We start from the raw sequence: 20,934 nt of genomic DNA on the forward strand, positions 1-20,934 counted from the left end.
ACCCCCGACACACGACACATCACGTCGGTTCCCCAGACCATCGAGCAGAGAAGAGCAGACCTGTGAGCGAGAAGACCGAAGTCCGCACCGGCGGCGCCCCGACCCCCATCTCGACCTTCTCGCAGGGCGTGCTCAAGAACGGGTTCCTCAGCGTCTCGGGCCAGGGTCCGCAAGACCCCGCCACGAGCGAGTACCTGCACCCCGGCGACCTCACGTCGCAGACGGTCCGCACCCTCGACAACGTCAAGGCCGTCGTCGAGGGCGCCGGCGGCACGTTCGACGACGTCGTCTCGTTGCGGGTCTTCCTCACCACGCGAGACGACTTCGCCGAGATGAACGCCGCCTACGAGACCTACCTGCTGCAGAACGTGCCGAGCGGCGTCTTCCCCACCCGCACCACGGTCTTCGTCGAGCTGCCGAACGAGGCCATGCTCGTCGAGATCGACGCCCTCGCCGTCCTCGGCTGACGCCCGACCACACCGCAGGAGGCGCGGGTCACTCCCCCGCGCCCGTCACCACCACGGTCTTCCGCGACCACGTCGAGTCGGTCAGCTGGGCCAGCATGAACCGCGCGACGTCGGCCCGGGTGACGTGGATGCCGCCTCCCTGGGGCAGCCTCTCCCCCGTGGCGAGCGATCCGGTCGCCGGGTCGTGGGTGAGACGCGTCGGGTAGACGAGGGTCCAGTCCAGGCCGCTCTCGCGCACCTCGGCGTCGGCGACCTCCTTGGCGGCGTAGACCTTGCCGAGCACGGTGTGGAAGAACACCTTCTGCAACGTGTTCGCGTCGTCCTGGCTGTCGCCGACGCCGAACGCCGAGCAGACGACCAGCCGGTCGACGCCCGCCTCGCGCATCGCCGGCAGCAGGGCCCGACCGACCTCGACCTCGACCGGGTGCCGGATGTTCCGCGAACCGACCGTGTTGAGCACCGCGTCCTGATCGGCCACGGCGGCGCGGACGTCGTCCGGCGAGGTCGCGTCTCCCGTCAGCACCCGCACGCCGTCGGTCACGTCGAGAGACGAGGCGTCGCGGACGAGCACCGTCACGTCGTGCCCTGCCGACAGGGCGACTCGCAGCACGTGGGAGCCCGTGCCCCCGGTCGCTCCCAGCACCAGAACCTTCATCGCGCCTCCTGTCGTTCACCGAAGCGAACACCGTCCGGCCGGGGCGGGGCCGGGAGAACCCGATCGACCACCTGGACGGCCGGGCGCCCGCACGCCGAGGAGCGCCGACGCGCACCGCCCCGAGCCCGCGACCGGTGCCGAAGCCGAACTGCCCCCGACGGGGCGGGTCAGCGGAGGCGACGGCCGGCTGCCCAGAGGCCGACCAGCCCCGACGGGCCGAGCCGGGGCGTCGCGTAGGTGGCCCGGTCGGCGTAGGCCCCCGGGTCGATCAGCTGCAGGTCGGCGACGGCTCCGGGAGCGATGCCGAGCGCGCCTCCTCCGTGACCGCCGGCGCGGCCGCCGCCCAGCCCGAACCGCGAGGAGGCGCGGGTCGACAGGCGCGCGATCGCCTCGCCCCGTGACAGCACGGCCCTCGGCCCCGTGCCGGCGTACGTGTCGAGCACGCGTGAGAAGGTGCCGTACAGCCGTGGGTGCACGGTGCCGGTCTCACGCGGCAGGCCGTCCGAACCGACCAGGGCGTGCGGCCAGGCGAGGGCCGTCCGCATGCCCTCGAGGTCGGTGTGGAAGACGATGACGGTCAGCGCGCCGCGTTCGGCGAGGACGAGGTCGGCGAGCACCTCGCGGGGGTCGGCCCCGACGGCCGCCGCGATGTCGGACAGCGGTCGCCCCTCGAACGGCTCGTGCTCGGGCCGCGTGAAGCCGGCCAATGAGATGCGCGCCGGGCCGATCGCGGCGTACTGGTTCTCGAGCGTCGAGCCGGCCCACGGCTCGAGCAGCCCGTCGAGCACCTGCCGTCGCGAGAGCGTGCCGGGTCGCAGCGCCTCGAGCAGGCTCTCGACCCCGTGGTCGGCGGTCGCCGGCGGGAAGAGCGACGCCACCGTCGTGCTGCCCGCGTCGTAGGGGTAGACGTCGGCGCTGACGTCGACCCCGTCGCGGCGAAGGGCGTCGAGGTGGTCTACGACGGCGGGCATGCCTCCGACGTTGCGGGGCCCGGTCACCTTGAGGTGGCTGACGTGCACCGCCGCACCGGTCTCGCGCCCGAGGGACGCCAGTTCGTCGACGGAGGCGCGCAGCCCGTCGGCCTCGTTGCGGACGTGGGCGACGAGCAGCTTTCCGCGCACGGCGCACTCCCGCGCGAGGGCGACGAGTTCGGGCCGGTCGGCGGCGTCGCCGGGCGCGTACATGAGACCGATCGAGACGCCCAGGGCGCCTGCGTCGAGCGCCTCGCCCACCGACGCCGCGATGCGTGACCGCTCGTCGGGATCGGCCGGGCGTCGCTCGAAGCCGACGACGGCCGCCCGCAGGGGCGCGTGCGGCACGAGCGTCGCGGCGTGCAGGCCGTACCGCCCGTCGGCGTCGCCCTCGGCGAGCGTCCGCACGTAGTCGGCGAAGGTCGGCCACGTGCGGCGGGGGAAGTCCCCGAGCACCGGCCGTGAGTAGTCCGCGAGCGAGCGGTCGGCGGGGTCGGACGGCGACGGCGCCACGCCCTGGCCGCAGTTGCCGACGACGGTGGTCGTGACGCCCTGCCCGGTCTTCGGGTCGACCCCGCCCGGGCGGAACAGCGCGGCGTCGTCGTGCGCGTGCACGTCGACGAAGCCGGGCAGCACGTCGAGTCCCGTCGCGTCGACCACCTCGACGTCTCGCGTGGGCGCGGCGGCCCCGCCTGCCCCGGTCGCCCCGCCTGCCCCGGCCGAGGAGGCGCGGCGCCCCTCCCCGAGGAGCGCCGCCGCCCCGGCCCCGACGGCCGCGACCACCCCGTCGCGCACCACGACGTCCGCGACGCGACCCGCGCCTCCCGAACCGTCCCAGACCGTCCCGCCCACCAGCACCAGCGTCGTCACGACGGCACCGTGGTCGTCACGAGTGCACCGCGATCTACTCGAACCGCTGCCACTCGGGCTTGTTCTCGTACGTGTAGCGGTAGTAGTCGGCGAGCTGCAGCTCGGACGCGGCGGCCTCGTCGGCGACGATCGTGGCGTGCCGGTGCAGCTGGAGCGCGCTGCCCGGGCACATCGCGCTGAGCGGCCCCTCGACCATGCCCGCGACCGCCGAGGCCTTGGCCGACCCCTGGGCCACGAGGACGACCTCGTGCGCGTCGAGGATCGTGCCGAGCCCCTGCGTCAGGCAGTGCGTCGGCACCTGCGAGGGGTCGTCGAAGAACCGCGCGTTGTCGGCCCTGGTCTGCGGGGCCAGGGTCTTGATGCGGGTGCGCGACGCGAACGACGACGTGGGTTCGTTGAAGCCGATGTGCCCGTTCGCCCCGATGCCGAGGATCTGGACGTCGATGCCGCCGGCGTCGGCGATCGCCCGCTCGTAGTCGACGACCGCGGCCTCGACGTCGCTCGCCCGGCCGTCGGGGACGCGCACCCGCGAGGCGTCCATGCCCAGCGGCACGACGACGTCGCGGTGGATGACCGACGCGTAGCTCTCGGGGTGCTCGAGCGGGATGCCGACGTACTCGTCGAGCGCGAAGCCCGAGGCACGACCGAAGTCGAGCTCGCCGGCCTCGACGCGGGCCGCGAGCGAGGCGTAGATGCCGGTGGGCGACGACCCGGTCGCGAGGCCCAGCACGGCCTCGGGGTCGCGCTGGACGACCGACGCGATCTTGCGGGCGGCGACGCGGCCGACCTCGTCGGCGTCGCGGACGATGATGATCTCCATGGGGCTCCTCCCCGGTCGTGACGAGTGCGCGGGCCCACGCGGGGCCGACACCGGCACCGGCATCGGTGCCGGCACCGGCACCGGCACCGGCACCGGCACCCGTACCGGCGCTGGTGCCGGGACGCGCGTCGCGCCTCCTAGGCCTCGGCGCGGATGTTCGCCACGACCGACTCGATGTACGCCTCGCGCTCTTCTCGCGAGGCCGGACGCCCGGGCACGCCCGGTCGTCGCTGCCACGGTAGCGGGCCGGACTCGTGCCGGTACTCGACGCCGATCGCGTCGAGGCGGGACAGGTGCACGGCCAGCCGTGTGGAGAAGTCGTCGAAGTCGCGCGGCTCGGTCGTCCAGAGCGCCTCGGCGACGGCGCACAACCGGGGGAACGCGAAGAAGTCGATCGTGCGGGGCGAGTCCATGTGCTCGGTCCAGATGTTGGCCTGGCCGCCCAGCACGTGGCGGGCCTCGGTCTCGTCGAGTGCGTCGGGCACCGGCTCGAAGGCGTACACGTCGGCGAGGGTGAGCGGGATCGACACGGGGATCGGCTCGTCCGGCCCGTCCGACTGCCGGTAGTCGAGGTACACCTGGTCGTCGGGACAGGCGACGACGTCGTAACCGCGCCGGGCCGCCGTGACAGCGCCGGTCATGCCGCGCCACGACGCGACCGTCGCACCGGGCGACATCGTGGCGTTCCCCTCGAGGATCTCGTCCCAGCCGAAGGTGCGCCGCCCAGCCGCCGCCAGGTGCGCGTCGAGCCGGCCGATGAACCAGGCCTGCAGCTCCTCCTCGTCGGCGAGGCCGCGCTCGCGCATCAACTGCTGCGTCCGCGGGTCGGACCGCCACTGCGCCTTGGGGCACTCGTCCCCGCCGATGCCGATCCAGGTGCCCGGGAACAGCTCCATCACCTCGTCGAGCACGTCCGTGTAGAAGTCGACCGTCGACTGCTCGGTGTTCAGCACGTCCTCGAAGATGCCCCATTCCGTGCCGACGGCGATCTGCCGTGGTGACGCGACGAGCGTGCCGTCGACCTCGACCGCGCCGACGCCGAGGTGCGGGTAGGCCGTGATCGCGGCCATCGAGTGGCCCGGCACGTCGACCTCGGGCACGACCGTGATGTGGCGCGCCGCGGCGTAGGCGACCACCTCGCGGATGTCGTCCTGCGTGTAGAACCCACCGTGCGGTCGGCCGTCCTGGGTCGCGTCCGGCCCCGCCCCGACCTGCGTCGACCCGCGCCAGGCGCCCACCGAGGTCAACCGTGGGTACTTCGCGATCTCGATGCGCCAGCCCTGGTCCTCGGTGAGGTGCCAGTGCAGCGTGTTCAGCCGGTGCAGCGCCATCAGGTCGACGAAGCGCAGCACGTCGTGCTTCGGCAGGAAGTGCCGGGCGACGTCGAGGTGCGTCCCGCGCCACCCGAAGCGAGGGCGGTCCTCGACGTCGACCGCGGGCACGACCCAGTCCACGCCGGTCACGAGCGCCGTCCGGTACACGGCCGCGGGCAGCAGCTGACGCAGCACCTGGGCCCCGTGGAACGCCCCGGCCGCGTCGCCACCGGTGATGCGCACGCCGGCCGGTCGCGCCTCCAGCCGGTAGGCCTCGGCGCCGAGCGAGGCGTCGAGGTCGAACGAGATGCCGGTGCCGTCGGCGCTGCCCTCGCGCAGCGGCAGCCCGGTCGCCGGGCGCAGCGACTGCTGCAGCCAGGCGACGACGCCCGCGAGCTCGTCGGGCGCCGAGACGCGCGTGGCCGGATCGAGGCGGAACGCCCCGGAGGCGCGGGTCAGCCGAGCCGGACGCGGCACGATCGCGACCGGTGCGGTCTCGGGCGTCGTGGCGCCGGGCCGAGCGGGCGTCGAGGTGGTCGAGGGTGCGTGCGTCACGGGTCAGCCCTTCACGGCGCCGGCGGACATGCCGGTCACCAGGTTGCGTTGGATGATCATGAAGAAGACGACGACCGGCAGCGAGAACAGCACCGAGGCCGCCATCTGCCCGCCGAAGTCGGTGCCGCTGGTCGGCGTGCTGAACGAGGCCAGCCAGACGGGCAGCGTGTACATCGACTGGTCCTTCATGAACGTGTAGGCCACGAGGTAGTCGTTCCAGGCGGCGATGAACGCGAAGATGCTCGTCGCGATCATGCCGGGCAGCACAAGCGGGAACATGATGCGCGTCAGCACCTGCCAGGTGCTCGCCCCGTCGAGCTGGGCGGCCTCCTCGACCTCGACCGGGATCGCCAGGAAGAACCCGCGCATCACCCAGATCGAGAACGGCAGGGTCGACGCGACGTACGCCAGGATGAGCCCGCCGTAGGTGCCGAGCAGCCCGAGGCTGTTGAAGATCAGGAACTGCGGGATCAGCAGGGCCGTCGCCGGCAGCATCTGCACGATCAGGATGAACACCATGATCGTGCGCCGCCCCCGGAACCGGAACCGCGACAGGGCGGCCGACGCGAACAGGCCGAGCACGATCGAGAAGATCACCGCGCCCGCGACGACGATGACGCTGTTGCGCAGGTTCGTGAAGAAGTCCGACTGCGTCACGGCGACGACGAAGTTGTCGAGCGTCGGGTTCTGGGGCCAGAACAGCGGGGTCGCCGTCATCACCTCGGGTCGCGGCTTAAAGGCCGTGTTCACCATCCAGTAGACGGGGAACAGCCAGACGAGGCTGAAGACGACGGCGATCGCGTTGCTGACCCAGCGGGGCTTCCGGCGTCGACGGGTCGGGCGGGCGGACGACGGGCGGCCGGTGCCGTGGCCCGGGCGCGCCTCCTTCGCCTTCTCGTCGCGGGCGACGGTCTCGGTCGTCGTGGTGCCGACGCCGGCGGGTGCGGTCGTGGTCACAGGTCTTCTCCGGATCGGACGAGGTTGCGGACGTAGAACGCGGTCAGCACGACGAGCAGCAGCGTGGTGACCACCGAGATGGCGGCGCCCTGCCCGATGTCGAAGCCGACGAACGCGGTGACGTAGGTGAAGACGCCCAGGGTCGAGGTCGCGTCGTCGGGGCCGCCGGCCGAGACGAGCCAGATCTGGTTGAAGACGTTGAAGTCCCAGATGATCGACAAGATCGTGATCAGCAGCAGCGTCGGCTTGAGGAACACCAGGGTGACCGTCCGGTACACACGCCACTCGCTCGCCCCGTCGAGTCGTGCGGCCTCCTTGTACTCGAGCGGGATCTGCGTCTCGGCGGCGTACATCGTCAGCGCGATGAAGGGCACGGCCTGCCACACGATGAGCAGCCAGATGCTCGTGTAGGCGAGGGCCGCGTCGTTCGACCAGTCGACGTCGGTCATGTCGCCGACCAGGCCGGTCTGGGTGAGCAGCCAGTTGACGACGCCGTAGCCGGGCTGGAAGAGCCACTTCCAGACGATCGACGACGCCACGTTCGGCATCGCCCAGGCCAGGATCAGCACGACCGTCACGGTGTAGCGCATGGGCGTGCCCAGCCGGGTCAGCAGGTGCGAGACGCCGGTGCCGATCAGCACGCTGCCGCCGACCATGGCGGCCGTGAAGACGAGCGTGCGCACGAGCGACCACCAGAAGGCGGTGTCGGTGAGCAGGGTCGCGTACTGCTGCACGCCCACCGAATCGTACGCGCCGGTGAAGAGCGAGCGCTGGTCGTAGTCGGTGAACGACGTGAACACCAGGAAGACGATCGGCGCGACGGTCACGGCCAGCAGCACGATGCCGGCCGGCGAGAGCAGCCAGAGCGGCGCGAGCTGACGTTTCTTCCCCGGTCGCACCGGAGCCCCGCGCTCGTCCTTCGGGCGCTTGCCGCCCTTCCGGTCGGGCGCGGCGTCGGGCGGGGTCTCGGTGAGACCGGGAGCGATCGAGAGGGCCACGGTTCCTCTTTCGGTTCGAGTCCAGGAGGTGCGGGTCGAGGGGGCGGGGACGTCGCGCGATCAGGTGCTCGCGCGACGCCCCCGGGGTGCTGCCGGCTGCTCGGTGGCGGCCGGGGGCGCCGCGTCGCTAGTCGTTCAACGCCTTGTCGGTGGCTTCGTCGAAGGACTTCGCCGCGGCCTCGGCCGACTTGGAGCCCGAGACGACCGAGGAGAAGAGCTGGTTGATGCTCTTGTCGCCCTCGAGGGCCGCCCAGTTCGCGCTGGCCGGGGTGGCCTTCGAGTTCAGCGCGGCGTCGAAGAAGCCCTTCTGGATCGGGGTGATGACGTCGGCCGCCGCCTTGATGCCCTCTTCGCTGTTCGGGATCCAGCCGTCGTTGCCGACGACCCACTCGCTCTGGATGTCCGGGCTGGTGGCGATCTTGGTCCACTGCAGGGCCAGGTCGGAGTTCTGGCTCTTCGCCGCGATGCCCCAGTCCGAGCCGCCGAGCATGACCGGCTGCGTCTCACCCGACTTGCCCGGCATCGGGAAGGTGCCGAAGTCGTCGTCGGTCAGCGCGGGGTTGGCCTTCTTGATGAGGTCGATCGAGCCGTTCGTGTGCAGGATCGTCGCGGTCTTGCCGTCGGCGAAGACCTGCGTCTGGTCGGGCGCGTCGGTGTCGAGGGTCTGCGAGGCGGGCGTCGAGTAGGCGTTCTGGAACTCCTTGAAGTCGGCCAGGCCCTGCTGCGCCTCGTCGCTCTCGAGGCCGGCCGTCCAGGTGCCGTCCTTCGAGGTGGCGATCTCGCCGCCGGCGTCCCAGACGAACTGCATGCCCGCGTACCAGTACTGGCCGGGCAGGTAGAACGCCGAGAAGTCGGAGGCGGTGTTGGCGGCCTTCACCTTGTCGAGGTCGGCGGTGAGCTCGTCGTAGGTGGTGGGCGCCTCGGTGATGCCGGCCTGTGCCCACATCGTCTTGTTGTAGATGACGGCCCGGGCACCGGCGAAGCCGGGCACGGCGTAGAGCGCGTCGTCGACGGTGGCGGGCTCCTCGAGACCGGTCAGCCAGGTCTGGCCCTGCTCGAGGTCGTCGCGGTACGAGGTCAGGTCGAGCAGGGCGCCGTTCGCGGCGTAGCTGGCGACCTGGGTGTTGCCGAGGTCGAGCACGTCCGGCGGGGTGCTCGTCGCGAGCGCCGTGCTGATCTTTGTCGTGATGCCGTCCCACTGCTGGATCTGGACGTCGACCTCGGCGCCCGTCTCCTCGGTGAACTCCTCGTTGATCGCGTCGATGGTCTCGGGCGTGTAGTCGCCGGTCATGACCCAGACGGTCAGGGTCTTGCCGTCGCCCTTGCTCGTGGGGACGGCCTGCGGCGAGTCGGACGAGCTGCCGCCCGTGCCCGAGCTCGAGCAGGCGGTCAGGGCGAGTGCCGCGGCCAGGCCCAGGGCCCCGACCGCCGTGTAGCGTTGGATTCGCAATTTCATCTCCTCGTTCTCGAAGCGGGGATGCCGCATCGCTGTGGTCCCGGCCCGCGCTCGCACAAGCGTCGGGTCGGGAATGCGGCACGGGCGGAGGCCCTGGCCGCCTCCGGGGGTGGGCCCCCGAGGTCTGTGGTGGGGTTCACGTCAACCCCAGTTCGGCCTGCAGCACGAACGAGGCCGCGCCCCGCAGGGCGAGGTCGGTGCCGCTGCCCGCGATGCGCATGGTGAGGCCGTTGCTGACGGCCGACAGCGTCCGCTGCCGCACGGTCTCGCGGGCGGCCCGCAGCAGGGCGCCCTCGACCAGGTCGGCGGGGCCCGACAGCACGACCTCGTCGATGTTCAAGGCGCTGACGATCGGCGCGAGGACGAGCCCGAGCGCACGACCGGCGTCGTGCAGCACGGCACCCCGCGAACCCTCGTCGTGCTGACGGAGGCGCGCCCTCAGTTGCGGGGCGGCCAGCACCTCCTCGAGGCACCCGCGTCGCCCGCACGCGCACACGTCGCCGTTCTCGTCGACCGTCACGTGCCCGATCTCCCCGGCCGAGAACTGGTCGCCCTCGACGAGGGCGCCGGCGACGACCAGCCCGACGCCGACGCCGTGGTCGATCGTCACCACCATGAGGCTCTGGGCCGTCGCGGCGCGTGCGGTCGCGGGGTGCGGGGTCGCGGGGTGCGCGGTCGCGGCCTGTACGGTCGTCTCGCCGAAGGTGCGGATGCCCACGGCGGCGGCGTTCGAGTCGTTGCCGACGTGGACCGGCAGCCCGGCGTGGTCGGACAGGCGCGCTCGCAGGGGCAGGTCGTACCAGCCGAGGTGGACGGCGGTGCGGACGACCCCGTCGTGGTCGACGATGCCCGGCGTCGCGACGCCGACGCCGAGCACCGGGCGGGTCGTCAGCGCGCCGAGGTCGTCGACGAGACGTTCGACCAGGGCGACCGCGGCTTCACCGACGGCGCCGTCGAGGTCGACGCTCGCGCGCTCGACGACGCCGCCCCGCAGGTCGACGACGGCCCCCACGAAGCGCTCCGCGCTCGACAGGTCGACCGTGACGATGTGGAAGGCGTCCGACTCGATGCCGACGAGCGTCGCCGGCTTGCCGACCCGGGAGTCGTCCCGGACGCCGAGCTCGCGGGCGACGCCGCCGTCGATCAGCTCGGCGACGAGGGCCGAGACCGTGGGACGGGTCAGTCCCGAGCGACGGGCGAGGTCCGCCCGGCTCATCGAGCCGTCGCGGTAGAGCGCCTGCAGGACGAGCGACCGGTTGTGCGCGCGGACGGGCGCTTGCTGCTGCCTGGTGATCGTCGTGCTGGTCACGGGCGCGTCCTCTCGTCTCGGCATCGTCGCCGACCTGTGGCCCGGTCTGCAGGCCCGTCGGCAGCGGCGCCGGGGTGGCGACGCCATGGTGGCGTGCCGTTAGTAAATGAGCCTTACAAACACGTGTCAAGGTGCGTGGCGGCGAGTTTACGCACACGAAACACCGACGGTCAACACCCGAAACATCGGCTGTGGATCTCTCTGCCCCTTGCCGAGGCAGGGTTCGTAAGCTTTACTAACAAACATGTCCACGCCCGCCACCGCGTCCGTCGTCGCGGCCCACGGCGCGCTCGGCCACGCCCCGGCGGGCCCCTCCGCAGCCGACCCGACGGGACGGCCGTGAGGGTCGGTCTCGACATCGGCGGCACCAAGATCGACGCCGTCGTCGTGGACGCGACCGGCGCACCCGTCCACCGCCTCCGGCTGCCGACGGGGTTCGGCCCGGACGCCGTGCTGGCCAACGCGATCGCGGCCGTGACCTCGCTGGCCGGTCGCGCGGGCGTCGACGTCACCGCCTTCGAGTCCGTCGGCATCGGCATCCCCGGCCTGGTCGACGGCGCGACGGGTCGCGTCCGGCACGCGGTGAACATCGGCTTCGACGACGTGGCGGTGGGCCCGACGCTGAGCGCCCGGCTCGGGGTGCCGGTGCGGGTCGAGAACGACGTCAACGCGGCCGCCCTCGGCGCCTACCTGGCCATGTCGTTGTCCGGGTCGGTCGGCTACCTGAACCTCGGCACCGGCCTCGCCGCGGGCCTCGTCGTCGACGGTGAGCTCTGGCGCGGGTCACGGGGGGTCTCGGGTGAGATCGGTCACGTCCCGGTCGACCCGTCCGGCGAGCTCTGCCCCTGCGGTCAGCGCGGATGCCTCGAGACCGTGGCGGCCGGCGCCGCGGTGTCACGCCACTGGCCGACCCACGACGCGTACCCGGCCGTGGCCCTGTTCGCGGCGGCCGACGCGGGCGACCCCGAGGCCGTCCGCGTGCGTGCCGACCTCGCGGCGGGCGTCGCTGCCGCGGTGCGCCTCCTCGTCCTGACGACGGACGTCGATTCGGTCGTCATCGGCGGCGGGCTGAGCAACCTCGGCCGCCCCCTGCTCGACGACGTCGCGGGGGTGCTCGACCGCTGGGCGGCCGGGTCACCGTTCCTGGCGTCGCTCGAGCTCTCGTCGCGCATCGAGCTGCTGCCGCCGGGGTTCCCCGTGGCCGCCGTCGGCGCGGCGACGGTCGGAGCCCGCGGGCCCGGCGCCGCGGTCGCCGCCGCGCTCTGACGAGCGCGACGGGAGCGCAGCGTCCCCCGCACAGCTGAACCGCCACGCCGCCACGGCACGGCACGACGGTGCCACCCCGCCACGGCGCCACGGCGCCACAAAATGGTCACAACGCCAGGAGAAGACCTGGTGCTGTGACCATCTCGTGGTGCGGTGCCCTCTGGAGGGGACTCGCCGGCGCTACGCCCTGGCCACCCGCAGCGTCACGATCTCGAACGGGCGCAGGGTCAGGTCGATCGCCGAGCCGTCGACCCACCGCCCCGCCCCGGCCGAGCCCTCGGCCAGCTCGCGCTCGATCAGGTCGGTGCGCCACGCCCCGCCGAACCCGCTGTCGGCGTCGACCGTGACCGTGGTGGTCGCCCGCGCGCCCCGAGCCTCGTACAACCGGACGATCAGGTCGCCCGACCGGTCTTCGGCGAGCTTGACCGCCTCGACCAGGACGGCCGGCGACGTCGACGTCACGAGCGGGGCCACCCGGGCACCCGACGCACCCTCGACCCGTCGCACGGGCAGGTTCAGCCGGTAGCCCGCGGTCGCCGCCTCGAGCACGTCGGGTGCGACCCGCACCGACGAGCGCAGCACGTGCCGCCCCTGGTCGGCGTACGGATCGGGGAAGGTCGGCGCCCGCAGCAGCGACTGGCGGACGAGCGTCGTGGTGCCGCCGTCACCCCCGTCGGCCGCGTCGCGGGTGCTGCGGGTGACGTCGTGCCCGTAGGTGGCGTCGTTCGCGACGGCCACGCCGAAGCCGGGCTCGGCGACGTGCACCCAGCGATGGGCCACGGTCTCGAACCGGGCGTGGTCCCACGAGGTGTTCTGGTGGGTCGGGCGCTGCACGTGCCCGAACTGCACCTCGGAGGCCGCACGGTCGGCGTGCACGTCGAGGGGGAACGCCAGCTTCAGCAGTTTCTGCCGCTCGTGCCAGTCGACGTCGGTCTGCACGTGCAGCTCGGCCTCGCCGTCGTCGAGCCACCAGCGCTGCACGATCGTGGACCCGCCGAAGCGGCGGGTCACGACGAGGGCCCCGCCGTCGGCGACCACCGACTCGGCCTCGACCAGGTCGGTGCGGACGTTCTTGTAGGCCTGGTCGACGTCCCACGCGTCCCACTGGTTGGGGGTGTCGCGGAAGAGCTGCAGCAGGCCGAGCCTCTCGCTCGGGGCGACGAGGTCGCGGCCCGACGACGCGTCGACCAACGAGACGACCAGGCCGTCACCGTCGAACACCGCACGGACGAGCCCGTTGTCGAGCACCCAGCCGTCACCGTCGGCCACCGGTGCCACCGACCCGACGCCCGCCTCCTGGGCGAGCCCCTCGGCCGAACCCGACGAGGCGTCGACGCCCGCCGCCGCGACCGGCCCGGCGTTGAACGTCACCGTCGCCGACCCCGACCCCGCGAGCGCCCGCTGGGCCGCGCCGATGATCGCCTCGAGCTCTTCGGCGACGCGGGAGTAGTGGCGCTCGGCCTCGTGGTGCACCCAGGCGATGGACGAGCCGGGCAGGATGTCGTGGAACTGCTGCAGCAGCACGACGTGCCAGATCTGCTCGAGCTCGTCGTAGGGGTAGTCGACCAGCCCTCGTGCGGCGGCGGTGGCGCTCCACAACTCGGCCTCGCGCAGCAGGTGCTCGCTGCGGCGGTTGCCCTGCTTCGTCCGAGCCTGCGACGTGTAGGTGCCGCGGTGGAACTCGAGGTACATCTCGCCCGACCACACGGCCGGGTCGGAGAGCTCGGCCCGCGCCTGGGAGAAGAAGGAGGCGGGGGTGCCGACGGTCACGCGCGGCGAGCCCTCGAGGTCGGCGGCCCGGTGCGCGGCCGCCATCATCTCGCGGGTCGGCCCGCCGCCACCGTCACCCCAGCCGAACGGCACGAGGGAGACGTTCGAGAACCCCTTCTCGGCGTAGCCGCTCTCGGCGTGTGCCAGCTCGCCCGCCGAGAGGTCGGAGTTGTAGGTGTCGACCGGCGGGAAGTGCGTGAACACCCGGCTGCCGTCGATGCCCTCCCACAGGAAGGTGTGGTGCGGCATGCGGTTCGTCTCGTTCCACGACTCCTTCTGGGTGAAGAACGAGTTCGCCCCCGCGGCCCGGGCGATCTGCGGCATCGCACCCGTGTAGCCGAACGAGTCCGGCAGCCAGACCTCGTCGGCGTCGACGCCGAACTCGCGGAGGAAGAAGCCCTTGCCGGCGACGAACTGGCGCGCGAGGGCCTCGCCGCCGGGCATGTTCGTGTCGGACTCGACCCACATGCCGCCGACGGGCACGAAGCGGCCTTCGGCGACCTTCTGCTTGACGCGCTCGAACAACTCGGGGTAGCGCTCTTTCAGCCAGGCGTACTGCTGGGCGCTCGAGGCGGCGAACACGAAGTCGGGGTCGTCGTCCATCAGGGCGACGACGTTCGAGAAGGTGCGCGCGACCTTGCGCTGCGTCTCGCGCACCGGCCAGAGCCAGGCCGAGTCGATGTGGGCGTGACCGGTCGCCACGACGCGGTGTGCGCTCGCGTTCGCCGGCGAGGCCAGCACCCCGGCGAGGGCCTCGCGCCCGAACCGTGCGGAGCCCGCCACGTCGGCGTGGTCGACGACGTCGCACATCCGGTCGAGGGCCCGCAGGATCTCGTGTCGCCGCGGCGAGGCGAGGTCGAGGGTGCGCATCAACCCGACGAGCGTCCAGACGTCGCGGTCGAGCTCGGCCACCACCTGGTCACGCTCGGCGAGGGTGATGCCCCGCAGGGCGTAGATCGGCGCGTCGCCGGCGGTCTCGGGGTCGCCCAGCAGCGTCTCGCCGTGGAAGTCGTCGCCGCCGATGTCGGGGTTCGAGGCGGCCTCGACGTAGACGTCGATGGTGCTGCCCGGCGTGGCCCCCGCCCCGATCGCGGTCAGGGGAACGTACCCGTTGTAGGGCTCGATCGCCTTGACGATCGTGCCGTCGGGTCGCCAGACGAGCCCCTCGGCCTGGAACCCGGGCTGGCGGATGCTGAAGCCGAGGTCGACGACCAGCTCGAGCGACGTCGCGGGGTCGGTGCCGAAGTCGTCGGGCACCGTGCCGGTGACGTGGAACCACGTGGTGCCCCAGGGGCGGCTCCACGGCGAACCGACCGCGAAGGGTGCGAACTCGTTCGAGACGGCCTCGGCGAACGGCACCGGCTCGCCCGGCGCCTCCCACGCGGTGATCGTGAGCGGCAGGGCCCGGCGGTAGACCGCCGGCGTGATGCGGTCGCGGACGAAGCGGTCGATGCGGGCCTCGACGAGGACGGTGTTGTCGTGCATGGGATCAGTCTCCTGACGGGCGCGCCGGGGCGCGCGGTGGGACGGGTGGTTCTGTGGAACTCGAGAGCGGTGTGCTGATCGGTGGGGAGGCGCGTCACCCCTTCACGGCGCCGGCCAGCGCGTTCGATCCGCCGAGGGTCCGCGAGACGAGCACGTACAGCGCGATGACCGGCACCGAGTAGACGATCGAGAACGCGGCGAGCTGGCCGTAGGCGACCGAGCCGTACTGCCCGAAGAAGTTGAAGATGCTGACCGCGGCGGGCTGTTTGTCGGGGCTGAGCAGCAGAACGAACGGGACGAAGAAGTTCCCCCAGGCCTGGATGAACACGAAGATGAACACGACGGCGATGCCCGGCCGCATGAGCGGCACGACGATGCGCGTCAGGGTCGAGAACATCGAGGCGCCGTCGGTCCAGGCGGCCTCCTCGAGCGAGATGGGCACCGAGTCCATGAAGTTCTTGGCCATCCAAATCGCCATCGGCAGGCTGGTCGCGGCCAGGAAGAACACCGTGCCGCCGATCGAGTCGATCAGGTTCAGCGAGACGAACAGGCTGTAGACCGGCACCATCATGGCGGTGATCGGCAGGCCGGTGCCGAACAGGATGCCGTAGAGGAACGGCTTGTTGATGCGCATCCGGTAGCGCGACAACGGGTACGCGGCGAGGATCGCCACCACCACCGTCACGAGGGCGCAGCCGCCCGAGACGATCAGGCTGTTGGCGAGCGGGACGAACGAGATCTCGGGCGTGAGCACGGCCGTGAAGTTGTCGAGCGTGAACTGCGACGGCACCTTGGCCGACAACGTGGCCGAGGGGTCGAACGACGCGAGCAGCAGCCAGGCGAGCGGCACCGCGAAGCAGATCGCGATGACGATCAGCACGACGTTCGAGACGGCCTTCATGCTGCGGCCGCTGGGTGAGGTCATGGCCATGGTCAGTCGACCTCCGGTTTCAGGGCCCTGATGTAGATGATCGAGAAGACGGCGCCGACGAGCAGCATGATCGTGGCGATCGCCGTGCCGAAGCCGAGCTGCGAGAACTGGAAGGCCTCCTGGTAGGCGAGGATCGGCAGCGTCGTGCTGTTCGTGCCGGGCCCGCCACCGGTCATCACGTAGATCAGCGTGAAGACCGAGAGCGTCTGCAGCGTGGTGAGCATGAGGTTGGTCGAGATGCTGCGGCGGATCACCGGCAGCGTGATGTAGACGAGGCGCTGCCAGCCGGTGGCGCCGTCGACCTCGGCCGACTCGGTGATCTCGGGTGGCACCTCCTGCACGGCCGCCGAGTAGACGAGCATCGAGAACGCGGCCCCGCGCCAGATGTTGGCGAGGATCACCGAGAGCATGGGCAGCGCGTAGAGCCAGTTGGCACCCGTGATGCCGAACCACGACAGGACGGTGTTGAGCGTGCCCGCGTCGTTGAAGAACGCGTACGCCGCGAAGGCGGCGACGATCTCGGGCAGCACCCACGCGGCGATGACGAAGGTGCCGACGATCGAACGGACGACCTTGTGGCCGTTCCGCATCAGCAGGGCGAGCCCGAGGCCCACGACGTTCTGACCGACGACGGCCGAGAAGAAGACGAAGGCGAGGGTCAGCAGCACCGACTTCGGGAAGTCCGGGTCGGCGAACAGCTCGGTGTAGTTGCGGAACCCGATGAACTCCGACCCGCCGGCGGCGTAGCCGGTCAACGAGGCGTCGGTGAAGGAGCCGTAGAAGCTCGAGATCACCGGCCCCAGCAGGAACAGGGCCAGCAGCACGAAGGCCGGGACTAGCGGCAGGGTGCGGGCCCCGGTGCGCAGCGCGCGGGCCTTCGAGGCACCCGCCCGGCGACCCGGTTTCTCGCCGTGGGGCCCGGGGCCGGGCCCGGGGGCCCCCGGCCGGCCGCTCTCGCGGCCGACCGGGGTGGGGGCGATGGTCGCCATCCGGCTAGTCCCCCGCCTTCTGCGTCTGGTCCTCGCCGACGATGCCGACCAGCTGGTCGTCGAAGGCGGCGGCGGCCTCCTCCGGGCTCTGCTGGCCCGTCATGACGGCCTCCATCGCGACGGTGATCTCGTTCGAGATGCGGCTGTAGTCGGTCGTCGCGGGGCGGAAGTGGGTCACGGGCACGATCGACGAGAAGAACTCGAAGGTCGGGTTGCTGTCGACGTACTCCGGGTCCTCGGCGACGTCGCTGCGCACGGCGATCTGGCTGGCCGCGATGTCGTAGCTCTGCGAACCGTCCTTGTCGAGGGCGTCGGCGATGAACTCGAACGCCTTGTCGGGGTTCTTCGACTTCGAGCCCACGGCGAGCGTCCAGCCGCCCGACATGCTCGTCGCCCCGGGCTTCGCGCCGTCCTGCGTGGGCATGGGCGCCTGGCCCATCACGTCGTTCCACTCGGGCCACGGGTTCGTGCCGGTCTCGAGCCACGTGCCGCTCATCCACGAGCCGTCGAGGGCGATCGCGAGCTTGCCCTGCGGAAGCCACTCACCACCGACGATGGTGGCGATGTTCGTGTCGAGCGCCTCCTCGGGTTTCGGGCCGATGCCGCCCTGGTAGACGTCCTCGATGAAGCCGAGGGAGTCGACGAAGCCCTGCGAGTCGGTCAGCCACTTGCCGGTCTCGTCGTCGTACAGCGTGCCGGTCGGCGTGCCGTAGAGCAGCATCTCGAAGCCCTGCATGGTCGCCCCCTCGCCCTGCGGCTTGCCCGAGTAGACGTTGAGCGGCACGACGTCGGGCACCTTCGCCTTGACCGTCTCGGCGGCGTCGAGCACGTCCTGCCAGGTCTTCGGCTGCCACGGCACGGGCAGGCCCGCCTGGGCGAAGAGGTCCTTGTTGTACCAGAGGGCCCGCGTGTCGGTGCCCATCGGGATGCCGTAGGTCTTGCCGTCCTCGCCGACGCCGGCCTCCTTGGCGTTGTCGTAGAACTTCTCCCAGTCCTCCCACCCGGCGGTGTACTCGTCGAGCGGCAGCAGGTAGCCCGCGGCCGCGTCGCTCTTGACCTTGAAGGTGTCCTCGTACATCACGTCGGGCGCGGTGGCGGCCGAGCGGTTCATCAGCGCGAGCTTGGTGAAGTAGTCGTCGTTCTGCGCCGCGATGGGCACGAACTCGACCTTCATGCCGGGGTTGGCCGCCTCGAAGGTCTTGGCCGTCTCCTTCATGTGGGCGTCCATCTGCGTGAACGTGCCGAACTTCTGGTATGCGACCTTGATGGTGTCGGAGTCGCCGTCGCCGGCACCCCCCGCGCATCCCGAGGCCAGCAGGGCCGTGGCGACTGCCGCGGCGGCGACGGCCAGTGCGCGCTTGCGCCCCCGGGCCGAGGTGAACGTGCGTGACATGGTGCTCCTTTGCTCCATCCGCGTCGGTGCCGGGCTGCTCTGCCCGACCGCGATGCGATTACTACATCGTATGGACTAACTCGTGTCAAGCACTCGGCGGGCAACGGTCCGGTAACGACCCAGCGGCCGGGGAGGCGCGGGTCGAGCACCCCCGGAGGCGCGGGTCGGCTTCGTCAGGCGCGGATCAGCAGGGCGGACGGTCGCGGCGAGAACGTCTGGTCGAGCACCAGGCAGGCCGCTCCGACGGCCGCCACGTCGATGCCGATCGACGACTCGACGATGCGGACCGGGTGCTTCGGGATCAGCGCGGGGTCGTCCCGCACGGCCGCCGGGAGCACCTCGAGGACGTGCCGCGAGAGGGGCGCCCAGAACGGTCCGCCGAAGACGATCTCGTCCAGGTCGAGCAGGTTGACGATGGTGACGAGGGCCCTGGCCAGGTGGCGGCCCGCGCCGTGCAGCACCGCGAGCGCCCCGGCGTCGCCCGCGTCGGCCTTGCCCACGAGGGCGCCGAACGCCTCGTCGATGCGGCGCATGTCGACGTCGTCTCCGCGACGGGCCGCCTCGGCGAGCGCGTCGTCCGACACGTCGCCGGCGACGAGGACTGCCCCGTCGACGGCCTCGCGGACGAGGGCGTGCGGCGTGATGAGCTCGCCCACGCAGCCGATGCGTCCGCAGGTGCAGCGGTGCCCGTGGTCGTCGACCATGACGTGACCCGAGTCGCCGGCGTTGGCGCTGGCCCCGCGCAGCACGTCACCGCCGAGCACGAGCCCGGTGCCGTAACCGGTGCCGTAGTAGACGAAGGCGAAGTCGGTCCGCCGACCCGCGCCTCCTTCGCTCAGCCAGGTCTCGGCGACGGCGCAGGCCGTGACGTCCTTCTCGAGCAGGACCGGCAGGCCGGTCGCCTCGCTGAGCGCCCGACGGAGCGGGACGTGCCGCCAGAGCGGCATCATCGGCGGGTCGAGCACCAGCCCGGGGCCGATGTCGACCGGACCGGGCGAGGCGATGCCCACCCCGAGCAGCAGCTCGCGGTCGACGCCGCTCGCCACCACGAGTCCGTCGATGCTGCGGGCCATGAGGGCGACGACCTCGTCGGGCTCGCTCGCGGACGGGGTCAGCTCGCGGGCGTGCGCCACGACCGTGCCCACGAGGTCGAGCAGCACGAAGGTGAGCACGGCGGGATCGATGTGGACCCCCACGGCGAACCTCCCCCGCGACTCGAGCTGGAGCATCGTGCGGGGCTTGCCGGGGCCGCTGATCACGGTGCCGCTCTCGCGGATGAGGCCGGCCTCGAGCAGCCGTCTCGAGACGTTCGTCACGGTCTGCGGGCTCAGCCCCGTGCGGCCGGCGATCTCGGTGCGACTGAGGCCGGCGCTCTCGCGTCGGATCGCGTCGAGCACGACGGATCGGTTGTAGCCGCCGATCGCCGGCAGGTTCGTCCCGCGGTTCATTCTCGTCATCATCCACGACCCGGAGGCCTCCGCGTGCACGCGGGGCGCCTCATCCCCCCGGTGGTGGTGCCCCCGGGGGCACGCCGATACCCTGATCCCATGTCTGGTCTGCGCCTCGAAGAACTGTCCGCCGCCACCGTCGTCGCGGCCAACAACCTCACGCTCAAGCCGGGGCAAGAGCAGTTCGTCGCTCCCGTCTCGCATTCGATCGCCGAGGCCTACGTGAACCCGACCACCGCCTGGCCCCGGGTCGTCGTCGACGCCGACGGCACCGTGGTCGGCTTCATCATGGGCAACTTCGACGCCGAGGCCGACGACGAGGCGCTGCGCAGCTGCATCTGGCGCATCAACGTCGAGGCCGACGCCCAGGGCCGGGGCATCGGGCGCTTCGCCGTGCACGCCCTCGCCGACGAGGCCCGCAGCCGCGGCTTCGACCGGGTCACCGTCATCTACGAGCCCGGCGACGACGGGCCCGAAGAGTTCTTCCACCACATCGGCTTCGAGGTCATCGGCGAGACGCCCTACGGCGAGCACGTCGCCGGCCTGACGCTGGCGTCGTCGCCCGCGTGACCCGCGGCGACGTCGGCCCCACGGCGTGAGCCACGACGTCGGGTCCCGGCCCGAGGCAGGACCCGGCCCCGAGCCGGACCTGGACCTGGACCTGGACCCGGACGACTTCGCCTCGCGGGTCGTCGCCGTGGTCGAGTCGATCCCGCCCGGCCACGTCATGACCTACGGCTCGGTCGCGGCCGTCCTCGGGTCGCGGGCATCGCGGCGCGTCGGCCAGGTCATGGCGTACGCCGGGGCCGACCTCCCGTGGTGGCGGGTGATCCGCGCCTCCGGCCACGCCCCGCGCGACCACGAGCAGCGGGCCCTCGAGATGTACCGCGTCGAGGGCACCCCGCTGGTGTGGAGCCGGACGGGCGCCTTCCGCGTCGACCTCGAGCGCGCCTCCCACCTGCCCTGACCGGGCCGACGCTCGAAGCCGGAACGGGCGAGTTCGTCGGGGACGGTCGGTCACGACCGCCCGACTCCTACGAACTCGCCCGCGCGGGTGGCCTCAGCGGGTCCAGTCGTACGGGGTCGTCGTCGACACGGCGACCAGGCCCGACCGTTCGAGGATCGGAGGCGAACCCTCGGTCGAGTCGCTGTGCACCAGCGTCTTGCCCGCGGCGAGAGCCGAACGGGCTCGTGCCGCCGTCGACGCCCGGTAGCTGCCGCGGTGGCGGAAGGCCTCGAGGGTGGCGCCGCCCCGGATGCCGCCTCGTCGGAACCCACCCG

General features: G+C 71.9%; 17 protein-coding genes and 1 pseudogene. 4 read left to right on the plus strand and 14 right to left on the minus strand.

Features of this window, described 5'->3' with window-relative positions:
- Window positions 1–62: 62 nt before the first annotated feature.
- A complete protein-coding gene (locus tag AC3CCI_RS04900) occupies window positions 63–467 on the plus strand; it encodes a RidA family protein (protein ID WP_354595332.1) in 405 nt (134 codons plus the stop codon).
- Between the two features lie 28 nt (window positions 468–495).
- Here AC3CCI_RS04900 and AC3CCI_RS04905 read toward each other — a convergent pair whose 3' ends face one another.
- The 8 genes from AC3CCI_RS04905 to AC3CCI_RS04940 form a co-directional block, all read right to left on the minus strand.
- Window positions 496–1,122 carry an NAD(P)-dependent oxidoreductase gene (locus tag AC3CCI_RS04905; RefSeq protein ID WP_488628290.1) on the minus strand — a complete coding sequence of 209 codons (627 nt, stop codon included), beginning with the start codon at window positions 1,120–1,122 and terminating at the stop codon, window positions 496–498.
- Between the two features lie 167 nt (window positions 1,123–1,289).
- Window positions 1,290–2,963: an N-acyl-D-amino-acid deacylase family protein gene (locus AC3CCI_RS04910; protein ID WP_488628291.1), complete on the minus strand. Its 1,674-nt coding sequence runs from the start codon at window positions 2,961–2,963 to the stop codon at window positions 1,290–1,292.
- A gap of 34 nt (window positions 2,964–2,997) precedes the next feature.
- The gene (nagB, locus tag AC3CCI_RS04915) at window positions 2,998–3,783 is read right to left on the minus strand and encodes a glucosamine-6-phosphate deaminase (RefSeq protein WP_488628292.1); all 786 of its coding nucleotides are present in this window, start codon (window positions 3,781–3,783) and stop codon (window positions 2,998–3,000) included.
- 137 nt (window positions 3,784–3,920) lie between these two features.
- The gene (locus AC3CCI_RS04920) at window positions 3,921–5,651 is read right to left on the minus strand and encodes a beta-N-acetylhexosaminidase (protein WP_488628293.1); all 1,731 of its coding nucleotides are present in this window, start codon (window positions 5,649–5,651) and stop codon (window positions 3,921–3,923) included.
- Window positions 5,652–5,654: 3 nt separating this feature from the next.
- On the minus strand, window positions 5,655–6,608 hold the full coding sequence (locus AC3CCI_RS04925; RefSeq protein ID WP_488628294.1) for a carbohydrate ABC transporter permease: 954 nt from the start codon (window positions 6,606–6,608) through the stop codon (window positions 5,655–5,657).
- A complete protein-coding gene (locus AC3CCI_RS04930) occupies window positions 6,605–7,606 on the minus strand; it encodes a carbohydrate ABC transporter permease (RefSeq protein ID WP_488628295.1) in 1,002 nt (333 codons plus the stop codon). The genes AC3CCI_RS04925 and AC3CCI_RS04930 overlap by 4 nt, the downstream gene beginning before the upstream one ends.
- A 127-nt stretch (window positions 7,607–7,733) precedes the next feature.
- Complete coding sequence (locus tag AC3CCI_RS04935) at window positions 7,734–9,062, minus strand: sugar ABC transporter substrate-binding protein (protein ID WP_488628296.1); 1,329 nt, start codon at window positions 9,060–9,062, stop codon at window positions 7,734–7,736.
- A gap of 136 nt (window positions 9,063–9,198) precedes the next feature.
- Entirely contained in the window at window positions 9,199–10,371 is a 1,173-nt protein-coding gene (locus AC3CCI_RS04940) for an ROK family transcriptional regulator (protein WP_354595324.1), read from the minus strand.
- Window positions 10,372–10,710: 339 nt separating this feature from the next.
- On the opposite strand from AC3CCI_RS04940, the gene AC3CCI_RS04945 reads away from it, so the two are divergent.
- A complete protein-coding gene (locus AC3CCI_RS04945; RefSeq protein ID WP_354595323.1) occupies window positions 10,711–11,637 on the plus strand; it encodes an ROK family protein in 927 nt (308 codons plus the stop codon).
- Window positions 11,638–11,817: 180 nt separating this feature from the next.
- Here AC3CCI_RS04945 and AC3CCI_RS04950 read toward each other — a convergent pair whose 3' ends face one another.
- The 5 genes from AC3CCI_RS04950 to AC3CCI_RS04970 form a co-directional block, all read right to left on the minus strand.
- Window positions 11,818–14,892: an alpha-mannosidase gene (locus tag AC3CCI_RS04950; RefSeq protein WP_488628297.1), complete on the minus strand. Its 3,075-nt coding sequence runs from the start codon at window positions 14,890–14,892 to the stop codon at window positions 11,818–11,820.
- Between the two features lie 94 nt (window positions 14,893–14,986).
- Window positions 14,987–15,823, minus strand: a complete 837-nt coding sequence (locus AC3CCI_RS04955; protein ID WP_056259591.1) for a carbohydrate ABC transporter permease — start codon at window positions 15,821–15,823, stop codon at window positions 14,987–14,989.
- Window positions 15,824–15,825: 2 nt separating this feature from the next.
- Complete coding sequence (locus AC3CCI_RS04960; RefSeq protein ID WP_488628298.1) at window positions 15,826–16,812, minus strand: carbohydrate ABC transporter permease; 987 nt, start codon at window positions 16,810–16,812, stop codon at window positions 15,826–15,828.
- 4 nt (window positions 16,813–16,816) lie between these two features.
- The gene (locus tag AC3CCI_RS04965; RefSeq protein WP_354595320.1) at window positions 16,817–18,205 is read right to left on the minus strand and encodes an extracellular solute-binding protein; all 1,389 of its coding nucleotides are present in this window, start codon (window positions 18,203–18,205) and stop codon (window positions 16,817–16,819) included.
- Between the two features lie 173 nt (window positions 18,206–18,378).
- Entirely contained in the window at window positions 18,379–19,653 is a 1,275-nt protein-coding gene (locus AC3CCI_RS04970; RefSeq protein WP_488628299.1) for an ROK family transcriptional regulator, read from the minus strand.
- Window positions 19,654–19,752: 99 nt separating this feature from the next.
- Here AC3CCI_RS04970 and AC3CCI_RS04975 point away from each other — a divergent pair, with 99 nt between their 5' ends.
- Both AC3CCI_RS04975 and AC3CCI_RS04980 read left to right on the plus strand, forming a co-directional pair.
- The gene (locus tag AC3CCI_RS04975; protein ID WP_354595318.1) at window positions 19,753–20,223 is read left to right on the plus strand and encodes a GNAT family N-acetyltransferase; all 471 of its coding nucleotides are present in this window, start codon (window positions 19,753–19,755) and stop codon (window positions 20,221–20,223) included.
- Between the two features lie 25 nt (window positions 20,224–20,248).
- A complete protein-coding gene (locus AC3CCI_RS04980) occupies window positions 20,249–20,620 on the plus strand; it encodes an MGMT family protein (protein ID WP_488628300.1) in 372 nt (123 codons plus the stop codon).
- A gap of 93 nt (window positions 20,621–20,713) precedes the next feature.
- Here AC3CCI_RS04980 and AC3CCI_RS04985 read toward each other — a convergent pair.
- Window positions 20,714–20,914, minus strand: a pseudogene (locus AC3CCI_RS04985) (GNAT family N-acetyltransferase); the annotation flags it as partial.
- Window positions 20,915–20,934 lie beyond the last annotated feature (20 nt).

This window comes from Frigoribacterium sp. CF331 (genome assembly GCF_057787905.1).